General features: G+C 76.8%; 18 protein-coding genes. 14 read left to right on the forward strand and 4 right to left on the reverse strand.

Annotated features, from left to right (window positions below):
• Positions 1-127 precede the first annotated feature (127 nt).
• Positions 128-388, reverse strand: a complete 261-nt coding sequence (locus tag ACI79S_RS17215) for a BatC protein (protein ID WP_456594661.1) — start codon at positions 386-388, stop codon at positions 128-130.
• Between the two features lie 349 nt (positions 389-737).
• Between ACI79S_RS17215 and ACI79S_RS17220 the strand changes: the two genes are divergently transcribed.
• The 3 genes from ACI79S_RS17220 to ACI79S_RS17230 all read left to right on the forward strand — a co-directional run bounded on the left by ACI79S_RS17220 (position 738) and on the right by ACI79S_RS17230 (position 3,178).
• A complete protein-coding gene (locus ACI79S_RS17220; protein ID WP_456594662.1) occupies positions 738-1,295 on the forward strand; it encodes a permease in 558 nt (185 codons plus the stop codon).
• A 98-nt stretch (positions 1,296-1,393) separates the two neighbouring features.
• The gene (gene dinB, locus ACI79S_RS17225) at positions 1,394-2,614 is read left to right on the forward strand and encodes a DNA polymerase IV (RefSeq protein WP_456594663.1); all 1,221 of its coding nucleotides are present in this window, start codon (positions 1,394-1,396) and stop codon (positions 2,612-2,614) included.
• Positions 2,615-2,779: 165 nt separating this feature from the next.
• Positions 2,780-3,178: a DUF3040 domain-containing protein gene (locus ACI79S_RS17230; protein WP_456594664.1), complete on the forward strand. Its 399-nt coding sequence runs from the start codon at positions 2,780-2,782 to the stop codon at positions 3,176-3,178.
• On the opposite strand, the gene ACI79S_RS17235 is transcribed toward ACI79S_RS17230, so the two are convergent.
• The 3 genes from ACI79S_RS17235 to ACI79S_RS17245 all read right to left on the reverse strand — a co-directional run bounded on the left by ACI79S_RS17235 (position 3,166) and on the right by ACI79S_RS17245 (position 7,831).
• Positions 3,166-5,502 (reverse strand): transglutaminase family protein, encoded by a 2,337-nt coding sequence (locus tag ACI79S_RS17235; RefSeq protein WP_456594665.1) that lies wholly within the window; start codon positions 5,500-5,502, stop codon positions 3,166-3,168. The genes ACI79S_RS17230 and ACI79S_RS17235 overlap by 13 nt on opposite strands.
• Positions 5,499-6,761 (reverse strand): DUF58 domain-containing protein, encoded by a 1,263-nt coding sequence (locus tag ACI79S_RS17240; RefSeq protein ID WP_456594666.1) that lies wholly within the window; start codon positions 6,759-6,761, stop codon positions 5,499-5,501. Before ACI79S_RS17240 ends, ACI79S_RS17235 begins: the two co-directional genes overlap by 4 nt.
• An 86-nt stretch (positions 6,762-6,847) precedes the next feature.
• Complete coding sequence (locus tag ACI79S_RS17245) at positions 6,848-7,831, reverse strand: AAA family ATPase (protein ID WP_456594667.1); 984 nt, start codon at positions 7,829-7,831, stop codon at positions 6,848-6,850.
• 226 nt (positions 7,832-8,057) lie between these two features.
• Between ACI79S_RS17245 and mraZ the strand changes: the two genes are divergently transcribed.
• From mraZ to murC, 11 genes are all read left to right on the forward strand, one after another.
• Positions 8,058-8,492, forward strand: coding sequence for a division/cell wall cluster transcriptional repressor MraZ (mraZ, locus tag ACI79S_RS17250; protein WP_456594668.1), 435 nt, complete (start codon positions 8,058-8,060; stop codon positions 8,490-8,492).
• A gap of 491 nt (positions 8,493-8,983) precedes the next feature.
• A complete protein-coding gene (gene rsmH / locus ACI79S_RS17255) occupies positions 8,984-9,979 on the forward strand; it encodes a 16S rRNA (cytosine(1402)-N(4))-methyltransferase RsmH (RefSeq protein ID WP_456594669.1) in 996 nt (331 codons plus the stop codon).
• Positions 9,976-10,590, forward strand: coding sequence for a hypothetical protein (locus ACI79S_RS17260; protein ID WP_456594670.1), 615 nt, complete (start codon positions 9,976-9,978; stop codon positions 10,588-10,590). The genes rsmH and ACI79S_RS17260 overlap by 4 nt, the downstream gene beginning before the upstream one ends.
• 3 nt (positions 10,591-10,593) lie before the next feature.
• On the forward strand, positions 10,594-12,438 hold the full coding sequence (locus ACI79S_RS17265; protein WP_456594671.1) for a peptidoglycan D,D-transpeptidase FtsI family protein: 1,845 nt from the start codon (positions 10,594-10,596) through the stop codon (positions 12,436-12,438).
• Positions 12,439-12,542: 104 nt separating this feature from the next.
• Positions 12,543-14,099, forward strand: coding sequence for a UDP-N-acetylmuramoyl-L-alanyl-D-glutamate--2,6-diaminopimelate ligase (locus tag ACI79S_RS17270; protein ID WP_456594672.1), 1,557 nt, complete (start codon positions 12,543-12,545; stop codon positions 14,097-14,099).
• Positions 14,096-15,487 (forward strand): UDP-N-acetylmuramoyl-tripeptide--D-alanyl-D-alanine ligase, encoded by a 1,392-nt coding sequence (locus ACI79S_RS17275; protein ID WP_456594673.1) that lies wholly within the window; start codon positions 14,096-14,098, stop codon positions 15,485-15,487. The genes ACI79S_RS17270 and ACI79S_RS17275 overlap by 4 nt, the downstream gene beginning before the upstream one ends.
• On the forward strand, positions 15,484-16,563 hold the full coding sequence (gene mraY / locus ACI79S_RS17280) for a phospho-N-acetylmuramoyl-pentapeptide-transferase (RefSeq protein WP_456594674.1): 1,080 nt from the start codon (positions 15,484-15,486) through the stop codon (positions 16,561-16,563). The genes ACI79S_RS17275 and mraY overlap by 4 nt, the downstream gene beginning before the upstream one ends.
• Positions 16,560-18,005 carry a UDP-N-acetylmuramoyl-L-alanine--D-glutamate ligase gene (gene murD, locus ACI79S_RS17285; RefSeq protein ID WP_456594675.1) on the forward strand — a complete coding sequence of 482 codons (1,446 nt, stop codon included), beginning with the start codon at positions 16,560-16,562 and terminating at the stop codon, positions 18,003-18,005. The genes mraY and murD overlap by 4 nt, the downstream gene beginning before the upstream one ends.
• Complete coding sequence (gene ftsW, locus ACI79S_RS17290; protein WP_456594676.1) at positions 18,002-19,501, forward strand: putative lipid II flippase FtsW; 1,500 nt, start codon at positions 18,002-18,004, stop codon at positions 19,499-19,501. Before murD ends, ftsW begins: the two co-directional genes overlap by 4 nt.
• A complete protein-coding gene (gene murG, locus ACI79S_RS17295; RefSeq protein WP_456594677.1) occupies positions 19,498-20,595 on the forward strand; it encodes an undecaprenyldiphospho-muramoylpentapeptide beta-N-acetylglucosaminyltransferase in 1,098 nt (365 codons plus the stop codon). Before ftsW ends, murG begins: the two co-directional genes overlap by 4 nt.
• Positions 20,592-22,052 (forward strand): UDP-N-acetylmuramate--L-alanine ligase, encoded by a 1,461-nt coding sequence (murC, locus tag ACI79S_RS17300; RefSeq protein WP_456594678.1) that lies wholly within the window; start codon positions 20,592-20,594, stop codon positions 22,050-22,052. The genes murG and murC overlap by 4 nt, the downstream gene beginning before the upstream one ends.
• Positions 22,053-22,178: the final 126 nt, after the last annotated feature.

The raw sequence follows: 22,178 nt of genomic DNA on the forward strand, positions 1-22,178 counted from the left end.
CCCCCCCCCCCCCCCCCCCCCCCCCCCCCCCCCCCCCCCCCCCCCCCCCCCCCCCCCCCCCCCCCCCCCCCCCCCCCCCCCCCCCCCCCCCCCCCCCCCCCCCCCCCCCGCGGGGTCGGGTGCTCGTTCAGGCCGAACCGTCCGCGCCACCGTCGGCACCACCGTCGGCGCCGCCGTCCGCGCCGCCGTCAGCACCACCGTCCGCGCCGCCGTCAGCACCACCGTCGGCACCACCGTCGGCACCACCGTCGGCGCCACCGTCCGCGCCACCGTCGGCGCCGCTGTCGGCACCGCCGTCGGCGCCGCCGTCGTGGGTGCCCGGGGTGCCCGAGGCCCCGCCGTCGGCCGGGCCCTCCGTGCTGGTCATGTCGTCGTCGTCGAGCGCCATGGCATCTCCGTCCAGGTCGACCAGGGGCGGCCGGCCGGCCGTCCCTGCGTCGCTGCTTACCTCCCTCACCCGGGTCTGACACCTGCCGTCCGGCCAGCGGTTTCCGCTGTCCGGGGAGGGTCACGATCGCGTGACGGCTCGGCGGCCGGTGCAGTCATCTCCTTCCTGGCGGGCATCTCGTGTGGGTCCGCCCCTGAGGGGCACCTCTGAAGTGTCAGAGGCACGAGACGACGCACGACGAGGAGATGTCATGACAGAGAGTCGTACGCAGACGGGCGCGAGCGCCGACGTGACCCGGGAGACGCCGGGGGGCCGGCCGGGCTCGGCCCCTGACGAGGGAGCGACCCGCGTGGGTCTCCAGGACACGCACCACCAGACGCCCCCCACGCGCCGGGACCGCGTCCGCTGGGGCCCGGTCTGGGCCGGTCTGATCGTCGCGGTGCCCACCTTCCTGCTGCTGCAGCTGGCCACGCTTGCCCTGGGCTGGTGGGACATGGCGGGCGGTGACGGGAACAACGCCGACCTGATCAGCGGCATCAACGGGCTGCTCGCCCTCTTCCTCGGGGGGCTGACCGCGGGGGCGACCGCGCTGTGGCGCGGGCTCAGCGAGGGGCTGCTCCACGGCATCCTCGTGTGGGCGCTGACCGTGGTCACCATCGTGCTGCTGACGCTGTTCGGTGGCGGCGCCCTGCTCGGTTCCCTGGCCGGCGTGGTCACCGACGTCGCCGGTATCCAGCAGGCCAACCTGCCCGACATCCAGGCCGGCGAGGCCGCCGACACGGCGCGCTCGGCCGCCAGCTGGGCGGTCCTCGGGCTGGGCCTGTCGATCATCGCCTCCGCGCTCGGTGGGGTGATCGGCGCCAAGATGTGGCCGGGCAAGCAGGACACCGAGGTCGTCGCCCGCTGACCTCGGCACGCCGGGGCGAGCCGACCGGCCGCCCCGGCGGCTGACCGCTATCGTTCCCGTGGATCGAACACCTGTTCGATCCACGGGAACGTGCGGAGGTGGCGGTGACGGACGGCGTCGCGCGGGCGGACGGGTGCACCGTCCTGCACGTCGACATGGACGCCTTCTTCGCCAGCGTCGAGGTGCGCCGACGCCCGGAGCTGGCCGGCACACCGGTGATCGTCGGCGGGGCCGGGAACCGCGGCGTGGTCACCTCCGCCACCTACGAGGCCCGCAGGTACGGGGTGCACGCGGCCATGCCCACCGCCCGGGCGCTGCGGCTGTGCCCGACGGCGACGGTCCTGCCGGGGGACATGGCGCTCTACGCCGAGGTGTCCCGGGCGGTCATGGCGCTGTTCCGGTCGATCACCCCGCTGGTCGAGCCGCTGAGCCTGGACGAGGCGTTCCTGGACGTCTCCGGCGCCGGCCGGCGGCTGGGCGACGCCGCGGAGATCGGCGAGTACATCCGTGCCCGGGTCTTCGACGAGCAGGGCATCACCTGCTCGGTCGGGGTCGCCGGCACCAAGTTCGTGGCGAAGCTCGCCTCCACCCGGGCCAAGCCCGACGGGCTGCTCGTCGTCCGCCCCCCGGAGGTCATGGGCTTCCTGCACCCGCTGCCGGTGGGTGCGCTCTGGGGAGTGGGTCCGAAGACGGAGGAGACGCTCCTGCGGCTCGGGCTGCGGACCGTGGGCGACCTGGCCCACGTGCCGGCGAAGACCCTCCAGCGGGCGCTGGGTGCCGCCGCAGGCGCCCACCTGCACGAACTCGCGTGGGGGCGCGACCCCCGGCGGGTCGTCCCGGACGAGCCCGAGCGCTCCACCGGCGCGGAGGAGACCTTCGCCGCCGACGTCGACGACCCCCGGGTGGTCCACCGCGAGCTGTTGCGGCTGGCGGAGCGGACGGCCGGGCGGCTGCGCTCGACCGGCTGCCTGGCCCGCACGGTCAGCATCAAGGTCCGCTTCGCCGACTTCACCACGATCACCCGCAGCCGCACCCTCACCGCACCCACCGACGTGGGGCAGGAGCTCTACGACACGGCCCGCGCCCTCTACGACGCCCTGGGGCTGGACCGGACCCGCATCCGGCTGGTCGGCGTCCGGGCCGAACGGCTCGTCGAGGCGGGCTCCGCGCCCCGGCAGCTGGAGCTCGGCGCCCGCGAGCACGGCCGCCGGGAGGCGGAACTGGCCGCCGATCGCGCCGCCCGGCGGTTCGGGGCGGGGGCGGTCCGGCCGGCGACGCTGCTGGGCTCCTCGGGGACGGTCGGGCGGGCGGCTCGCTGACCAGGCCCGATGCGCCGGACGCTGCACCCGGAGGAGTGATCGGCCGACGCGTCCGGCGAGTCACCGTGGCCTCGCCTTTCGCCGCGTGCAATCGGCTCGTATCCTCGGAGATACCGTCGGCGGGAGCCTCCGACGGAACTGGCTCCGCCCATTTTGGAGGTCGACGTGCCGCTCTCCGAGCACGAGCAGCGTCTGCTGGAGCAGATCGAGCGCGCCCTCGTCGATGACGACCCGAAGTTCGCATCCTCGGTCCGCACCGGCGATCGCCGTCAGAAGGCCCGCCGCAAACTGCAACTCGGTGCCCTGCTGGTGCTGGTCGGCCTCGCCGTCCTGGTCGCCGGCGCGGTCGCCGAGTCCGTCCCGCTCGGCGTCCTGGGATTCCTGGTCGCCTTCGGCGGTGCCGGCCTCGGGGTGCTGCACTACCGAGGGGCCACCGGTGCGGTCGAGGCCCCCGGGCCCGCGGGTCCGCGCGGCTCCACGGCAGCCGGCCGCGGTGGCAAGCGCGGGCGGCAGCCGATGAAGAACCGCCTCGAGGAGCGCTTCCGCCGCCGCTACGACCAGTAGCCCTCGCGCACCGACCTCCCGGCCGCCGTCCGCCCTGGACGGCGGCCGGCGCCGTACCGGGCCCACTGGGCGACCCGCGCCCGGACCTCGGCCACGAGCGAGTGGGGCCACAGCAGCGCCCGCACCCGCACCGCTCGCGGTCGCGCCCCGAGCAGCCCCCGGCGGGCCGTCCGCAGCGCCGTCTGCAGCTCGGCGTCCGGTCGCGTGCTACCCGGCCGCCCGTAGCTGGCTGCCTCCTCGGCGCGGGCCAGCCGGCGCACGGCCGCCACCGACGACTCGACCGACGGTCCGCCGGGGCCCCGGGTCAGGGTGAGCGCGAGCGCATCGGCCACCCGGCGCGGGGTCCACGAGGGGTGCAGGTGCACGCCCAGGTCCGTGGCGGTGGCGCGCAGCTCCGCCCACGTCCCGTCCCCGGCCAGCCGGCGGCGACGCTGCAGGGCGCGCGCGCAGCCCGGGGCGGCCAGGACGACGACGCCGAGCGCCAGCGCGCCCGCACCGATCAGCAGCGGACCCCGGTCGGCCCCGGGCTGCGTCGGGGCGGCGACCTGGGGCGCCGCCTGCGGGAGCCGGTCCGTCCGGGGGGCCGCCGGCTGGGGGGCCACCGGCGGCGCGGGGACGGCGGGTGCGGCGTCGGCCCGCTCCTGCGTCGTGGTCCGCGGTGACCAGGGGAGCTCCACCTGCCGGTCGACGGCCAGCGGCGTGGGGTCGAAGGGCACCCACCCGCTCCCCTGGAAGTAGACCTCCACCCAGGCGTGGGCGTCGTCGCTGGTGATCAGCCGGGTGCCGTCGGGCCCGGCATCGCCGGGCGTGTACCCCAGCGCCACTCGCGCGGGCAGCCCCGCCTGGCGGACCAGCACGGCCATGGCGCCGGCGTACTGCTCGCAGTAGCCGCGCTTGAGCCGCAGGAAGTCCACCAGGTCGTCGCCGCTGGTGCCGGGGGCGGTGGAGAGGCTGTAGACGAACCCGTTGGACCGGTCGGTGAGGTACGCCTGGATGCGCAGCACCCGCTCGTACGGCGTCCCCGCGCCCTCGGTCAGCCCGGCGACCAGGTCGGTGATGGCCGGGTCCAGTTCGGGCAGCGTGCCGAAGCGCTGCTGCAGGGGGTCGTCCGGGGCGAGCGGGGCGGCGCGTGCGAGCAGCTCGTGGGACGGGCGCGGCTCGATCGCGGTCGCCCGGTAGGTCAGCCCGGCGCTGGTGATCCCGCGGCCGAACACCGTCCCGGTCGCGTCGTCGAAGCGCCACGCGTCGTCCTCGCCGTCCGTGCGGACCGAGAGGGGGGAGGTCGGGACGGGGAGGAACCGGTCGTCGTGGTCCAGCACCTGCACCTCGGCGACCACCTGCCGGGTCGGCTGGCGGGCCGGCGGCGGCGCGAGGAGATCGTCGTCGGCGACCGAGACCTCGCCGTCGAGGTTGCTCAGCGACCAGCCCTCCGCGGGGTCGTACTCGTCGAGCGCCACCGCGCGCAGGTAGCCGGGGTCCTCCACCGAGGTGTCCACACGCAGCAGCTCGATCGGCTCGGGCAGGGTCAGCTGCCCCCGCAGCTCCGCCGCCGGGTCCAGGGAGGTCCCCGTGGCCGACCCCGCCCCGCCGCCGAGCCCGGTGGCGAACGAGCCTTCGGGGAGGGTGGGCACCGTGGTGCCCAGGACGGCGCCCGCCGCCACCGCCACCGCGCCGATGCGCACGGCCGCGCCACCGCCGCTGGGCCCCTCCAGGGAGCGGCGCTGGTCGGCCCACAGGAGCACGGCGAAGCCGGCGGCCGGCCCGACCAGCGCCACCAGCCCGATGCCGCCGGTCACCGTCGCCACGGGCACGCACACCAGGGGGAGCAGCGCGGCCCCGGCCACCGCCGCCTGCCGGGCGGTGACCGCCAGCAGGTCCACCACGACGGCCACGAGCCCGACGAACAAGGTGGTGAGGGCGAGCAGCCCGGTCAGCGGGAGCGCGGGCGTGGCCTGCTCCCGGATCTCGGCCGCCCCCGCGCCGAAGACCTCGGCGAGCCGGGCCAGCGCGGCCGGCGTGGGCAGCACCCCGGCCGGTGCGGCATCCGGCACGAACACGGCCGTGAGCACGCAGGCGACGAGGACGAGCTGGCCGACCGGCACCACCACGGGGCCCAGCACCTCGACCGGCCGGGAGCCCGCGCGGTCGCCGGCGAACCGGGCGAGCGCCGCGCGCAGCGCCAGGCCGCCGGCCAGGACGGCGACGACGACGGTCACCACCGGCGGCACCCACGCCCGGCTGGTGAAGACGGGGGAGAGCGCCAGGGCGCCGAGCAGGGTCGCCGCCGCGGCGGCGACCGGGGTGCGGACGTCCGTGGCGGTCATGCCGGCGCCCCGACGGGCGTCCCCGTCAGCGCGGCCCACGCCGCGCCGACGTCCTGGCCGGCCGATGCGGTGGTCACCCGCCAGCCGGCCCCGGCGAGGGCGGCGACGGCCTGCTCGCGCTGGGTCGCGAGCGCGTCCAGCGCGGCATCGGTCGCGCTGCGCCGGCTGCGGCCCGGCTCACCCCACGTCGCCACGTCCAGCAGCACCGCGAGGCCGGGCACCGGTCCCTGGCGCAGGCGCACGAGCTCGGCCACGTCGTCGGGTCCGACCGCGCCCAGCAGGCAGATCAGCGGCCCGTCGCCGGCGGCGCGGCACGCGGCCGACGCGGCGTCGGACAGGTCGCTCACCCGGGAGACCCCGACGACGGCCAGCCGGTCCAGGAGCTCCTCGGCACCGAGCGCCGCGGCGCCGGGATCGGGCGCCAGCTCACCGGCGCTGGTCACCACCCGCAGCCGGGCGCCGCGCCGGGCCAGGGCGACCCCGATGCTGGCCGCCGCCTCGACCAGCCACTCCAGGCTGTCGGCGGGCGGCTGGTCGTCGCCCGGCGGCCCCGGCGCGCGCCGGGAGGCGTCCCACGCCGGAGCCAGCAGGTGCGCGCGGGCCCGGGTGTCCAGCAGCAGCGTCCCCTGGGCGCGCCACGGCTGCTCCTCGAGCCGCACCATGAGCTCGCCGGTGCGCGCGCTCGCCCGCCAGTGCACCTTGCGCAGGTCGTCACCGCGCCGGTACTCGCGGATGCTGACGTCGTCGTCGCCGTGGACGGCGAACGCGTGGTACGCGCCGTCGTCGCCACCCCGGCCTCCACCCGGCCCGCCGCGTCCCAGCGGGCGGACGCGGGGCACCACGACCAGGGGTGCGGTGTCGGAGCCGACGGCGGTGCGCTCCACCAGCCCGAACGGGTCGACGACCCGCAGCCGCAGCGGCCCCAGCTGGTAGCGGCCGCGGTGCCGGCCGGCCAGCCGGTACCGGACGGTGGTGCCCGCGCCCGGGGACAGGCCGGCCACCGTGAACCGGTGGGAGCGGCCCAGCGCCGTCGGCAGCTGCTCGGTCAGCAGCCAGAGGCCACCGCGCCGCGTGTCGGCGTTCTGCAGCTGCAGCTCGACCTCGGCCGGCGTGCCGCGCGGCACCCGCTGCGGGGTGACGGTGCGCCGGGTGGTGACCCGGAACCGTCCCCGCGCCACGCTGACGGCGGCGAGCAGCGGCAGGACCAGGACGAAGGCCGCCAGCTGGACCAGCGACCGCTCGCCGAGCACCACCCCCACCACCCCGAGGGTCAGGCCCCCGGCGAGGAGGCAGCGGCCTCGGGGCGTGAGGGACCCGAAGGCCTGGCCGGGGACGCCGCGCACGCTCAGCGCCCGCGGAAGACCGGCACGGCGGCCACCAGGGAGGCCACCACCTGCTCGGCGCTGCGCCGGCCGACCACGGCCTCGCCGCTGAGCAGGAGGCGGTGGGCCAGCACCGGCACGGCGAGGGCCTGGACGTCGTCGGGCAGGACGTGGTCGCGGCCGTCGAGGGCGGCGGATGCGCGGGCGGCCCGCAGGAGCTGCAGCCCGGCGCGCGGGGAGGCTCCCAGGCGCAGGTCGGGTGACCGGCGGGTGGCCTCGACCAGGGCGACGACGTACCGGCGGACGGCCTCGGCGACGTGCACGCGGCCCACGGCGGCGACCAGGGAGCGGACGAGGGCGGCGTCGGCCACCGGGCGCAGGGCGGTCAGCGGGTCGGCGGTGGAGCGGTCGTCGAGCATGGCCAGCTCGGCGGCCGGGTCGGGGTAGCCCATGGACACGCGGGCGGTGAACCGGTCGCGCTGGGCCTCGGGGAGGGGGTACGTGCCCTCCATCTCCAGCGGGTTCTGCGTGGCCATGACCAGGAACGGGCGGGCGAGCTCGTAGCTCACGCCGTCGACGGTGACCTGCCGCTCCTCCATGCACTCCAGCAGCGCCGACTGGGTCTTGGGCGAGGCGCGGTTGATCTCGTCGGCGACGACCAGGTTGGCGAAGATCGCCCCCGGCTTGAACTCGAACGCCCGGGTCTCCTGGTCGTAGACCGCCACCCCCGTCACGTCGCTCGGCAGCAGGTCGGGCGTGAACTGGATGCGCCGGACGCTGGCGTCGACGGCGCCGGCCAGCGCCTTGGCCAGCGTGGTCTTGCCGACCCCGGGCACGTCCTCGATCAGCAGGTGGCCCTCGGCCAGCAGCACGACCAGTGCCAGCCGGACGACGCCCTCCTTGCCCTGGACGACGCGGCTGACCGCGGCCGCGATGCGTGCGCCCTCCGCGGCGACGTCGACCGACGCGTCGGCCGTCCCGTCGGCGGACCGTGTCGCCTCCGTCACCGCTCCACCGTACGTGCGTGGTCGACCCCCCGTCCCGGGCGTGGATCCCGGTGTTCCGCGACGCCCGTCGCGGGGGTGTTCCGCGAGGTGGGGGCGGTGGGTCACGACACGGCCTCAGGTGGTGTCCAGTGGGGGCCAGTGGGTTACTGTGTCGCCTGGTGGGGAGGCAGGGGCCCGCACGGGGAAGCTGCAGAGCCATGGGAGGACCGATGCAGGGGGTGATCCGGTGTTCGTCGGCAGCTACCAGTTGCGCCTCGACGAGAAGGGCCGGCTCGCCCTCCCCGTCCGCTTCCGCGACCAGGTGGCCGACGGCATGGTGATCAAGAAGGGCCAGGAGCGCTGCATCTACGGGCTGACGATGGCCCGGGTCGCCGAGCAGAGCGCCGCGATGGCCGCCATGGCACCCTCCGACACCGCCGCGGCGCGCATGCGCGCCCGCATGAGCTTCGGCTCGATGGTGGAGCTGGAGCCGGACAAGACCGGCCGCATCACCATCCCCGCGAGCCTGCGCGAGTACGCCCACCTGGACCGCGACGTCGTCGTCGTCGGCGTGGACACGCGCTTCGAGATCTGGGACTCCGCGACCTGGGACGCCTACGTGGCCGAGCAGGAGGCCTCCTTCGCCGACATGGAGAGCGAGGGGATGCCGACGCTGTCGTGATCCCGGGAACGCCCCACCCGCTCCCACCGGCCTCCGCGCCGCACCCCGAACGAGCCGCCTTCCCCGCGGCTCGACCGGGCCGGGCCCCAGCCGCCTTCCCCGCGGCTCGGTCCCACGACGGAGGACCGCACGGATCAGCGGTGGGGGCCCTCGCCGGCAGGGGGTGACCCGTCCGGCCCCGCGGAACCCCACCTGACGCTCTTCCCCGACGCCAGGCGGGCCCGCGGGGCCGGACACCCCCACGGATCCGGTCTCCCGCCGCCCCACTGCGCTCCACCGGCCCCACTGCGCTCCACCGGCCCCACTGCGCTCCACCGGCCCCACTGCGCTCCACCGGCCCCACTGCGCTCCACCGGCCCCACCGCGCCCCACCCACCTCCTGCTCCCCACCCGCCCGATCCCGCACGACCCCGCCTCCGCGTCCCCCTGCGGCCGCGCCCGGCGCGGCACCATCGCGGGACCCGCCAGGACCAGTCGAGAGGCAGCAGACGATGAACAGCACCGGACCCGCCGCGGCCCCCGGGCCCGCGCGGCCTCCGGTGCACGTGCCGGTGCTGCTGGACCGGGTCCTCGAGCTCCTCGGCCCGGCGTGCGCCACCGACGGCGCCGTGATGGTCGACGCGACGCTGGGTCTGGCCGGCCACACCCTCGCGATGCTCGAGGCGCACCCCGGGCTGCGGGTCGTCGGGCTGGACCGCGACCCGGACGCCCGCGCCGAGGCCACCCGCCGGATCGAGGCCGCCGGTCACACCGGGCGCGTGACGGTCGTGCCCGCCGTCTTCGACGAGCTCCCCGAGGTGCTCGACCGGCTCGGCATCGACGAGGTCCAGGGCGTCCTCTTCGACCTCGGGGTCTCCTCCCTCCAGCTGGACCGCCCCGACCGTGGGTTCAGCTACTCCACCGACGCCCCGCTCGACATGCGCATGGACCCGGGCGCGCCCCGGACGGCCGCCGACGTCGTGAACACCTACCCGCCGAAGGACCTCGCGCGCGTGCTGCGGGTCTACGGCGAGGAGCGGTTCGCCTCGCGGATCGCGGCCGCCATCGACCGCGAGCGGGCCCGCGAGCCGTTCACGGGCACCGCCCGGCTGGCCGAGCTCGTCCGCGACTCCATCCCCGCGGCCACCCGGCGGACCGGTGGCCACCCCGCGAAGCGGACCTTCCAGGCGCTGCGCATCGAGGTCAACGACGAGCTCGGGGCCCTGGAGCGTGCCCTCCCCGCCGCGATCGACGCCCTCGCCGTGGGCGGTCGCGTCGCCGTCATCACCTTCCACTCCTTGGAGGACCGGATCGTGAAGCAGACCTTGGCCGCGGGAGCCGCGGACCGCACCCCGCCGGAGCTCCCGGTGCCGCTCCCGGAGCACGGGCCGGTGCTGCGCCTGCTCACCCGCGGTGGCGAGGCCCCCGGGCCGGAGGAGACCGCCGTGAACTCCCGGGCGGCGTCGGCCCGGGTGCGGGCGGCCGAGCGCATCCGGCGGGCGGCATGACCCGCGCCGCGGTCGTGCGCACGCCCCTCCCGCGTGCCACGGCTCCCCGCACCACCCACGCCCGCACCGCTCCCTCCCGGGCCACCGGGCCGGCTCCGCGCACCTCGCCGTCCGGCGCGCGCGGCACCGGTCGCGCCACGCCCCGCCCGGAGCTGCGGCTCGTGCCCACCGGGGCCGCCGCCCGGCCGCGCCGGAGGGTCCGGAGCGCCGCGCGCTCCCGCACGGCGCCGTTCGTCCTCCTGGTCGTCGCGCTGCTCGGGCTCACCACGCTCGGGCTGCTGGTGCTCAACACCGCCATCGCGGTGGACAGCCTGAAGGCGACCCAGATGCGCGGCGAGAACGCCGCGCGTGCCCAGGAGGTGCAGCGGCTGGAGCAGCTCGTGGTGGCCGGCAACACCCCCGCGGACGTCGCACGGGCCGCGGCGGCCGCAGATCTGGTCCCCGCCGGCGTCGCCGGCTACCTGGTGCTCGGCCCCGACGGGACCACCACGCTGCGCGGCACGCCCGAGCCGGCGCCGCAGCCCGAGCCCGCACCCGAGCCCGAGCCCGCACCCGCCCCCGCACCCGAGCCCGCGCCGGAGGCCGCGCCCGCCCCGCCGGGCGGGAACTGACCCGTGCCGAGCAGTGTCCGCGGGCCCGGCGCCCGCCCGCCCCGCCCCTCCTCGGCCGGCCGGGGGGAGACCGGGCCGTTCGTCCCCCGGCGTGTCCCCGGCACCCGGCGCAGCGGGGCCGGGCTGTCGGTCGAGCAGCGCGGCCGCCGCAACCGGTGGGGGCTGGCCGTCCTGGTCACCCTCCTCGTCATCGTCGTCGGACGGCTGGTGGTGCTCCAGGGCATCGACGGCGGCGCCTACGCCAGCGCGGCGGAGCAGGACCGGCTGCGCACCATCCCGCTGGCGGCGATCCGCGGGCAGATCCTCGACCGGGACGGCGACCCGCTGGCCTACACCGTCGACGCCTCGAAGGTGGTGGCGGACCCGACCGTGGTCCGGGACCCGGCGCGCACCGCGCTCGCCCTCACCACGCTGCTCGACGTCCCGGTGCCCGAGCTCACCGAGAAGCTCTCCGACGACAGCCGCTACGTGGTCCTGGCCACCCAGATCGCCCCGGAGACGGCCGACGCGGTCGAGGAGCTGGAGCTCGCCGGGGTCTACCTCCGGGACGACCCGGTGCGGCTCTACCCGTCCGGAGCGGTGGGCGGCCAGGTCGTCGGCTTCGTCGGGCGCGAGGGCGCCGGGCTGGCCGGCATCGAGCAGGTCTTCGAGGACCAGCTCTCCGGCTCGCCGGGCCAGCGGACCGTCGAGGTCGGCAGCGGCGGTCACCCGATCCCCTCGGGCATCGACGAGGTCACCGAGGCCGTCGACGGCCGGGACGTCACCCTCACCCTCGACCAGGACCTGCAGTTCCTGACCGAGGAACGGCTGGGGGAGGCCTGCGCCGACGGCGCCACCACCCGTGCCTCGGCGGTCGTCCTGGAGGTGGCGACCGGACGCGTCGCCGCCATGGGCTCCTGCCCCGGGTACGACCCGGGCAGCTACTCCACGACCGACCCCGACCTGCTGGGCAACCCCGTCGTGTCCGACGTCTTCGAGCCCGGCTCGATCATGAAGGCGGTGACGCTCGCGGCCGCCGTCGAGGAGGGGCACGCGACGCCGGACCGGGTGCTGACGGTCGACGGCCACATCCAGGCCGGCGATCGCGTGGTCACCGACGCGCACGACCACGAACCGGTCGACTGGACCGTCACCGGCATCCTGGCCAAGTCCAGCAACGTGGGCACGATCATGCTGGCCCGCGAGGTGGGTGACGAGAAGCTCGAGGAGTACCTGCGGGCGTTCGGTGTCGGCGAGAAGTCCGGCATCGAGCTGCCCGGCGAGAGCCGCGGCATCCTCCAGGACTCGGCCGAGTGGAGCGAGGTGCGTGCCGCCAACGTGGCGATCGGCCAGGGCGTCTCGGTGACCACGCTGCAGATGGCCTCGATCTACCAGGCGATCGCCAACGGCGGTGTGCGGGTGGAGCCGCGGATCGTGTCGTCGGTGACCGGCGCCGACGGTCGCCCCGCGTCGCCCGAGGAGCCGGCCCGGACGCGCGTCGTGAGCGAGTCCACCGCCGAGCAGATGGCCTACATGCTCGAGGCCGTCGTCGGCAAGGGCGGCACCGCGCCGCTGGCCCAGGTCGAGGGCTTCCGGGTGGCCGGCAAGACCGGCACCGCGCAGCGCGCCAACCCCGAGTGCAACTGCTACGCCGGGGGCGGCTACGTGACCACGTTCGTCGGGTTCGCCCCGGCGGACGACCCGCAGTACGTCGTCGCGGTGGACCTGGAGCGACCCACCAGCTCGGCCGAGGGCGGCCAGGTGGCCGCGCCCGTGTTCGCCGACATCATGCGGGCCGCGCTCATGGCCGACGGCGTCGTGCCGTCGGGCACCGCGCGCCCCGAGTTCACGCTGACCGGCGCGCCCTGACCCCGTCGCCCCCACCCGCGGCCGGGTCCGTCCGGCGGCGGCGCGGAGGCCGGTGCCGCGCACGTCCGCTGGTCGAGCGGATCCCGCCGGTAGATTGGAGTCCCGTGACCCCGACCGACCCCGGGACGGCCCCCCGGCCGACGGGGACCCGCCCGCTGCCCCTCGCCCGGCTGGCCGACCTCATCGGCGCACCCGAGGGCTCCGCCGCCGACGTCGCCGTCTCCGGGCTCACGCTGGCTTCCGGCGAGGTGTGCCCCGGCTTCCTCTACGCCGCCCTCCCCGGCGCCCGCACGCACGGCGTGCGCTACGCGGCCGACGCCGCCGCCCGCGGTGCCGTGGCGCTGCTCACGGACCCGGCCGGCCGGGCCGACGCGCTGGCGACCGGGCTCCCGGTGTGCGTCGTCGACGACCCGCGGCAGGTGCTCGGGGCCGTCGCCGACCGCATCTACGGGGAGCCCAGCCGCCGGCTCACCGTCCTGGGGATCACCGGCACCAACGGCAAGACGACGACGAGCTACCTGGTCGAGGCCGGGCTGGCCGCCGCCGGGCGGGCCACCGGCCTGATCGGCACGGTCCAGACCCGGACCCGCTCCGCGGACGGCGCCGTCAGCGCCCTGCCGAGCGTCCGCACGACCCCCGAGGCGCCCGCCCTCCACGCGCTGCTGGCGGGCATGGCCGACGCCGGGGTGTCCGCCGTCGTCATGGAGGTCTCCAGCCACGCGCTGGTCCAGGGCCGGGTGGGCGGTGTGCGGTTCGCCGCGGCCGGGTTCACCAACCTGGGCCGGGACCACCTGGACTTCCACCGCGACATGGAGGACTACTTCCAGGCCAAGGCGCTGCTCTTCGACGGCCGCGCCGCCGTGGAGGTCGTCGACGTCGACGACGCCTACGGCCGCCGGCTGGCGGCCCGGGCCGATCGCCCGCGCCCGGTCACCGTCGCCGGCAGCGAGGGCGCGGTGGCCGACTGGACCGCCTCGGACGTGGCGACGGCGCCCGGGGGCGGCTCGACCTTCACGCTGCACGGGCCCGGCGGGCGGAGCTGGCCGGCGCGGCTGCGGCTGCCCGGGCGGTTCAACGTGGCGAACGCGGTCCTGGCGGTGGCCCTGCTGGACGGCATCGGCGTCGCCGTCGAGGACGCGCTCACCGGGCTCGCCGGAACCGTCGTCCCGGGGCGCATGGAGCCGGTCGAGGCCGGCCAGCCCTTCGTCGCCGTCGTCGACTACGCGCACACCCCCGACGCCGTGCGGACCGCGCTGGCGGCCCTGCGGGGCGCCACCCCCGGGCGGCTGATCACCGTGCTGGGGTGCGGTGGTGACCGCGACCCGGGCAAGCGCCCGGAGATGGGCCGGGTGGCGGCCGAGGGCAGCGACGTGCTGGTGGTCACCGACGACAACCCGCGGTCGGAGGACCCGGCCGGCATCCGCGCCGCGATGCTCGCCGGGGCCCGGGAGGTGCCGGCCGGCCGTCGTGCGGAGGTGCTCGAGGTCGGGGACCGCCGCGCCGCCCTGGCGACGGCGGTGCGGCTGGCGGAGCCCGGCGACACGCTGCTGGTCGCCGGCAAGGGGCACGAGACGGGCCAGGAGGTGGCCGGCACGGTGCACCCGTTCGACGACCGCACGCAGCTGCGCGAGGTGCTCGCCGCCTCCGGGACGCCGGCATGATCCGCCTGTCGCTGGCCGAGGTGGCGGAGCTGACCGGCGGCCGGCTGCCGGTCCCGTCCGACGGCGCGGTCACCGGGAAGGTCACCCTGGACTCGCGCGCGGTCGCTCCCGGCGACCTCTTCGTCGCCGTGGTGGGGGAGCGGGTCGACGGTCACGACTTCCTGGGGGCGGCGGCGGCCGCCGGTGCGGTCGCCGCGCTCGCCACCCGGCCGGATCCGGCCCTCCCGTGCGTCGTCGTCGACGACCCGGTCGACGCGCTCGGCCGGCTGGCCGCCGGCGTCCACACGCGGCTGACCGCCGCGGGCGTGCGCACGCTGGCCATCACCGGCTCGTCGGGCAAGACCTCCACCAAGGACCTCCTCGGCCAGGTCCTCGCCTCGGCCGGCCCCACGGTGAGCCCGCCGGGCTCCTACAACAACGACATCGGCCTGCCGCTGACCGTGCTCTCCGCCGACGTCGCGACCCGCTTCCTCGTGCTCGAGATGGGGGCACGCGGGCCGGGGCACATCGCCCGCCTGTGCCGGGTGGCCCGGCCCGAGGTCGGCGTCGTCCTCAACGTGGGCTCCGCCCACCTGGGTGAGTTCGGCAGCCCCGACGGCATCGCGCAGGCCAAGGGGGAGCTCGTGGAGGCGCTGCCCCCGGAGGGGACCGCCGTCCTCAGCGCCGACGATGCGCGGGTTCTCGGCATGGCCCGCCGCACCCGCGCCCAGGTGCTGACCACGGGCCGCGCCGCGCAGGCCGCGGTCCGGGCCGTCGACGTCGGGCTGGACGAGAGCGCCCGCGCCCGCTTCACGCTGGTCGCGGGGGGCGAGCGCCACCCGGTGGCGCTGCGGGTGGTCGGCGAGCACCAGGTCGCCAACGCGCTCTCGGCGGCGGGCGCCGCGCTGGCGGTGGGCCTGGCCCCGGCCGCCGTCGCGGCGGCGCTCTCGACCGCGGAGAGCCGCAGCCGGTGGCGCATGGAGGTCGACCGGCGGGCCGACGGCGTCACCGTCGTCAACGACGCCTACAACGCCAACCCCGAGTCGATGCGCGCGGCGCTGGCGGCGCTGGCCGGGCTGCCGGGGGAGCGGCGCATCGCCGTCCTCGGGGGCATGGCCGAGCTGGGGCCGGACGCCGCCGCCGAGCACGAGCGGCTGGGCCGCGACGCGGCCGCTGCCGGGGTCGACCTGGTCGTCGCCGTCGGCGCCGATGCGGTAGGCATAGCGGAGGGCGCGGTCGCCGCAGGGCGGCGCGCAGAGGAGGAGTCGGTGCACGTGCCGGACCGGGGCGCTGCCCTCGCGTGGCTGACGGAGGTGCTGCGCCCGGGGGACGTCGTCCTCGTGAAGGCCAGCCGCTCCTACGGCCTGGAGCTGCTCGCGGCCGACCTGCTGGGCGGTGCCGCGCAGTGAGGAGCGTCCTCATCGCGGCGGCCGTCGGCCTGATCGTCTCGATCCTGCTGACGCCGCTGGCCATCCGGGCCTTCCGGCGGCAGGGCCTGGGCCAGGAGATCCGCGACGACGGCCCCGAGAGCCACCTGTCGAAGAAGGGCACGCCCACGATGGGCGGCACCGTCATCGTGGGTGCCACCGTGGTCGGCTACCTCGCCGCCCACCTGGTGTTCGTCGGCGAGTCCGGCTGGGGCTTCAGCGCCACCGGCCTGCTGCTGCTGTTCCTCATGGTCGGCATGGGCACCGTCGGCTTCCTCGACGACTACCTGAAGATCCGCCACCGGCGCAGCCTGGGGCTGAACAAGACGGCGAAGCTGGTCGGCCAGCTGGTCGTCGGCGTCACCTTCGCGGTGCTGGCGATCAACTTCCCGAACGGGAACGACGTCACGCCGGCGTCGACCGTCGTCTCCTACGTCCGCGACATCGCGCCGCTGGCCCTCGGGCCGATCGCGTTCGTCATCCTGGCCTACCTGTTCATCGCCGGGTTCTCCAACGCGGTCAACCTCACCGACGGCCTGGACGGGCTGGCCGCCGGCGCCTCGGCGATGGTGCTGGCCTCCTACATCGTCATCTCGTTCTGGCAGTTCACCCACGACTGCGCGAACGAGCTGATCGAGGGCTGCTACACCGTCCGCGACCCGCTCGACGTCACCCTCGTCGCCGCGGCGGGCATGGGCGCGTGCCTGGGCTTCCTGTGGTGGAACACCAGCCCGGCGCGCATCTTCATGGGCGACACCGGCTCCCTCGCCCTCGGTGGGCTCCTCTCGGGCCTGGCGATCGTCACCCGCACCGAGCTGCTGCTCGTCGTCCTCGGCGGTCTGTTCGTCGCGGTGACGCTGTCGGTGATCATCCAGGTGGCCTTCTTCCGGGCCACCCGGCGGCGGGTCTTCCGCATGGCGCCGCTGCACCACCACTTCGAGCTCGCCGGCTGGACCGAGAACACCGTGATCGTGCGGTTCTGGCTGGTCACCGGCATGGCGGTCGCGTTCGGTCTCGGGCTCTTCTACGCCGACTGGCTGAACTTCGTGGGCCTGTGAGCGGACAGCCCTCCTCCGTGGTCGCCGGCCGCACCGTCCTCGTCGCCGGGCTGGGCGTCTCGGGCGCCGCTGCCGCTCGGGTGCTGCTGCGCTGCGGCGCCCGGGTCCTGCTCACCGACGCCGTCCGGCCGGACGTGGTCGACGAGCTGACCGGCGCGGGCGCGGAGTGGCTCGGCGCCACCGAGGTTCTGCCCGAGGGCGCCGACCTCGTCGTCACCTCCCCGGGCTGGCGGCCCGACGCCCCGCTGCTGGTCGACGCCGCGGCTCGCGGTGTCGAGGTGATCGGCGAGCCCGAGCTGGCCTGGCGGCTGCGCATCGCCGGCCCCGACGGGGAGCCGGCGCCGTGGCTCGCCGTCACGGGCACCAACGGCAAGACGACGACGGTCACGATGCTGGAGGCGATCCTCACCGCCGCGGGCCACCGCGCGGTGGCGGCCGGCAACGTCGGCCGCCCCCTGGTCGAGGTGGTCACCGCGCGGGACGACGACGGCGCCCCCGCCTACGACGTGATCGCGGTGGAGCTCTCCAGCTTCCAGCTGCACTGGTCGTCCTCGCTCGCCCCGGCCGCCGCGGCCGTGCTCAACGTCGCGGACGACCACACCGACTGGCACGGCTCCTTCCCCGCGTACCGCGACGCGAAGGCCCGCATCCTCGAGCGCGCCCCGGTCGCCGTCGCCGACGCGGGCAACGAGGTGGCCGCCGCCCTCGTGGCCGCCCATCCCCGCCCGGTCACCGTGACCCTGGGCGAGCCGGCGCCGGGCCAGCTCGGCGTGCGCGCCGGCGCGCTGGTCGACCGGGCGTTCGCCGGCGGCGCGGCGGGGGAGCACCTGCTGGCGCGGGAGGACCTGCAGGTCCCCGGGCCGCACAACACGGTCAACGCCCTGGCCGCCGCGGCGCTGGCGCGGGCGATCGGGGTGCCGGCCGAGGCGATCGCCCGGGGGCTCGCCCGCTTCACCGGTGGCGCGCACCGCAACGTGCTGGTCGCCACGGTCGACGGCGTCGACTACGTCGACGACAGCAAGGCGACCAACCCGCACGCCGCCGGAGCGTCGCTGGCGGCCTACCCCCGGGTGGTCTGGCTCGCCGGTGGCCTGCTCAAGGGCGCCGACGTCGACCCGCTCGTCGCGGCGGTCGCGCCCCGGCTCGCGGGAGTGGTCCTGCTGGGCCGCGACCGCGCGCGGGTGGCCGCCTCGCTGGCGCGACACGCCCCGTCGGTCCCCGTCGTGGAGGTCCCGAGCGGCGACGATGACGGGATGGGTGGGACGAGTGTGACGGCCGAGGCGACGATGGCCCGCGTCGTCGCCGCCGCCCGCGAGCTGGCGCAGCCGGGGGACACCGTGCTGCTGGCCCCGGCCGCCGCCTCCATGGACGTCTTCCGGGACTACGGCCACCGCGGGCGCGCGTTCGCCGACGCGGTGCGCGGCCTGGCGGCAGGGCGATGACGACGACCGAACGCCCGGTGCGGACCCCCCGCCCGGCGCGCGGTCGCGTCCGGGCCTCGGCCCCCCGCACCCCGCCGCGCCGCTGGACCGGCCCCGCGTGGCTCGACGGTCCGCTGACCAGCTGCCACCTCGTGCTGGGCGCCGCCGGTCTCCTCCTGCTCATCGGCCTGGTCATGGTCTTCTCCGCCTCGGCCATCGAGGCGGCGCTGGCGGACGAGCCGGCGTGGGCGCCCGGCGTCAAGCAGCTGGTGCTGGCGTGCATCGGCCTGGGCGCGATGGTGGTCGCGATGCGGCTGCCCGTCGGCCTGGTGCGCCGTTGGTCGCCCATCGCGCTGCTGGTGGTGGTCGCGCTGCTGCTCCTGGTGCTGGTGCCCGGTATCGGCCTGGAGCGCAACGGGGCACGGCAGTGGATCCCGCTGGGGATCACCGACTTCCAGCCGTCGGAGCTGGGCAAGCTGGTGTTCGCGCTCTGGGGCTCGCACGTCATCGCGCTGCGCGAGCGGTACCTGACGACGACGTCGCTGCTCGTGCCGGTGCTCCCGGTGTTCGCCGTGCTGTCCCTGCTGCTCATCGCCGAGCCCGACTTCGGCGGGGTGGTGAGCCTCGGCCTGGTCCTCGTCGGCCTCCTCTGGGCCGGTGGGATGCCGATGCGCTGGTTCGCCGCCCTCGCCGGCGTCGCGGTCGTGGCGATCGTGGGCATGGTCTGGGCGGCCCCGTACCGCATGGCACGCATCACCGCGTTCCTCGACCCGTTCGCCGACCCTGACCACACCGGCTTCCAGGCGATCCGCGGGATGTACGCGCTGGCGACCGGCGGGCTGTGGGGAGTCGGTCTGGGCAACAGCGCGATGAAGTGGAACATCCTCCCGGAGGCCGAGTCCGACTACATCTTCGCGATCATCGGCGAGGAGCTGGGCTTCCTCGGGTGCCTGGTGGTCGTGACGCTCTACGGGGTCCTGGCCTACGCCGGTTTCCGCATCGCCCGGCGCTCGGCCGACCGGTTCGTCCAGCTGGCCTGCGTCGCGATCACCGTGTGGCTCATCGGGCAGGCGACCATGAACATGGGGTACGTGGTCGGACTCCTGCCGGTGACCGGGGTGACGCTCCCGCTGATCTCGGCGGGCGGCACCTCGCTGATCCTGACCCTCTTCATCGTCGGCCTGCTCGCCCGGTTCGCCCGGTCCGAGCCGGCCGCCATCGAGGCCCTGCGGACCGCCGAGCGCGGCCGCCTGGCCCGGCTGCTCGCGCCCGCCCCGACCGTGGCCGTGGACCAGGTGCGCCCGCGGCGCTCCCCCGGGGGTGGCGTTCCCGAGCGGCCGGTGGTGGGCGGCGCCCGCACGCTCCTGCACGCGCGCGGGGCAGGGCCCCGGCGGTGGCCGGCGCCGGCGCCGGCGCAGGCGCCGACCGGCCGCGGTGCGGCGGGGCGCCCGCGTGCCGCAGCCTCCCGGCAGCGCCCGGTCGCCCCGCGCGGCGGCCGCCCCGGGAGCGACCGATGACCGCGGTCCGGTCGGTCGTCCTCGCGGGGGGTGGCACCGGCGGTCACATCGAGCCGATGCTCGCCCTCGCCGATGCGCTGCGTCGGCGGGACGGCGGCCTGCGCCTCACCTGCCTGGGCACGGCGCGCGGGATGGAGACCCGGCTGGTGCCCGCCCGCGGCTACGACCTGCGCCTCATCCCGCCCGTGCCGCTGCCGCGCAAGCCCACGCCCGACCTGCTGCGCGTGCCGGGCCGGGTGGTCCGGTCGGTGTCGCAGACCCGTGTGCTGCTCGACGAACTCGCCGCCGACGTGGTGGTGGGCTTCGGCGGCTACGTGGCCCTCCCGGCCTACCTGGCCGCCCGCCGGGGGAAGGTGCCGGTCGTGGTGCACGAGCAGAACGCCCTGCCGGGGCTGGCCAACCGCATCGGGGCCCGCACCGCCGCCCGCGTGGCGGTCACCGTGCCCGGCACGCCGCTGCACCGGGGGGAGCACGTCGGCATGCCCCTGCGCCGGGCCATCTCCTCGCTCGACCGGGCCGCCCGGCGGGCGGAGGCGCGGGCGGAGTTCGGGCTGGACCCCGACCGGTCGACCCTGCTGGTGTTCGGCGGTTCGCAGGGCGCCGCGTCGCTCAACCGCGCCGCCGTCGCCGCGGCCGACGCGCTGACCGGGGCGGGGGTGCAGGTGCTGCACGCCCGCGGGCCCAAGAACACCGACGTGACCGTCCCCGCCCGCGCGGCGGGGCAGGCGCCGTACGTCGTCGTCGACTACCTGGAGCGGATGGACCTCGCGTACGCCGCCGCCGACCTGGCGCTGTGCCGCTCCGGTGCGGTCACCGTGGCAGAGCTCTCCGCCGTCGGGCTGCCCGCGGCGTTCGTCCCGCTGCCCATCGGCAACGGCGAGCAGCGGCGCAACGCACTGCCGGTGATCGAGGCCGGCGGCGGACTCCTGGTGGAGGACGCCGACCTCGACCCCGGGTGGATCGCCGGCACCCTGCTGCCGCTGCTCACCGACCCGACCGCCCTGGCCGGGCTGGCCCGGCACGCCGCCGCGGCCGGCGTGCCCGACGCCGACGAGCGACTGGCCGACATCGTCTGCGAGGTGGCGAGCGCATGACTGCCCACTCCGTCGCGGCCTGGACCGGCCCGGTCCCGTCCCTGCCCGAGCTGGGGGCCGTGCACTTCATCGGGATCGGGGGGGCCGGCATGAGCGGCATCGCCCGGATCCTGCTCGCCCGCGGGGTCCCGGTCTCCGGCTCCGACCGCCGGGACAGCCCCACCCTGCTCGCGCTGCGTGCCCTGGGCGCGCGGGTGGAGCTGGGGCACGACGGCGCGCACGTCGGCGACGCCGACACCGTCGTCGTCTCCACGGCGATCCGGGCGGACAACCCCGAGCTCGCCGCCGCCCGGGAGCGGGGCCTGCGCGTCCTGCCCCGAGCGGTCGCCCTGGCTGCGGTGATGGCCGGGCGGCGCAGCGTCGCCGTCGCCGGCACGCACGGGAAGACCTCGACCACCTCGATGCTCACCGTCGCCGTCCAGGCCTGCGGGGTCGACGCCTCCTTCGCGATCGGCGGCAACCTCAACGAGTCGGGCAGCAACGCGCACGCGGGGGAGGGCGACGTCTTCGTCGCCGAGGCCGACGAGAGCGACCGGTCGTTCCTCCTCCTGTCGCCCTTCGCCGCGATCGTCACCAACGTCGAGGCCGACCACCTGGACAACTACGGCGACCTGGCCGCGGTGGAGACCGCCTTCGACCAGTTCCTGCACACCGTCGACCCCGGCGGCTTCGTGGTGCTCTGCGCCGACGACCCGGGCGCTGCCCGGTTGCGGTCGGTGCCCGCCCCGGCGCGGGTGCGCACCTACGGCACGGCCGAGGACGCCGACCTGCGGCTGGTCGACCTGGCGGTCGGCCGCGAGCACACGACCTACACGGCGTTCGTGGACGGCACCGAGCTCGGCCGGGTGCAGATCGGGGTGCCCGGCGAGCACATGGCGCGCAACAGCGCGGCGGCGCTGCTCGCCGGCCTGGAGCTGGGGCTGCCGGCGAAGGGCCTGATCGAGGGGCTGGGCCGGTTCGGCGGCGTGCACCGCAGGTTCGAGCTGAAGGGGACCGCCGGGGGCGTGCGGGTCTACGACGACTACGCCCACCACCCGACCGAGGTCGCGGCGCAGCTGCGCGCCGCCCGGGCGGTGGCGGGGGAGGGGCGGCTGGTGGTGGCCTTCCAGCCGCACCTCTACAGCCGGACCCAGGAGTTCGCCGAGGGCTTCGGCGCGGCGCTGGGCCTCGCCGACGAGGTCGTGGTCATGGACGTCTACGGCGCCCGGGAGGACCCGGTGCCGGGAGTGACCGGGGCGATGGTGGCCGACGCGGTGCCGCTGCCCGCCGAGCAGGTGCACTTCGAACCGTCCTGGTCGGCCGCCGGGCCGGCGCTGGCGGCCCGGGCCCGTCCCGGGGACCTGGTCATGACGATGGGCGCGGGGGACGTGTCCATGGTGGGGCCCGAGGTGCTCGACGCGTTGCGCGCCGCGGAGGGGCCGGCCGGGGAGGGCGACGCGGCGGACACCGGACGGTGAACCGCACCGGCAGCACCACCCGTGACCGGACGCGGCGCAGCCGCGGCGGAGCCGAACGCCGGCCCTCCGACCGCCGGCCGACCGAGCGCCGCGGCGCCCGGGTCTCCCCGCTGCCCGACCGCCGAC

Source organism: Blastococcus sp. SYSU DS1024 (genome assembly GCF_054050795.1).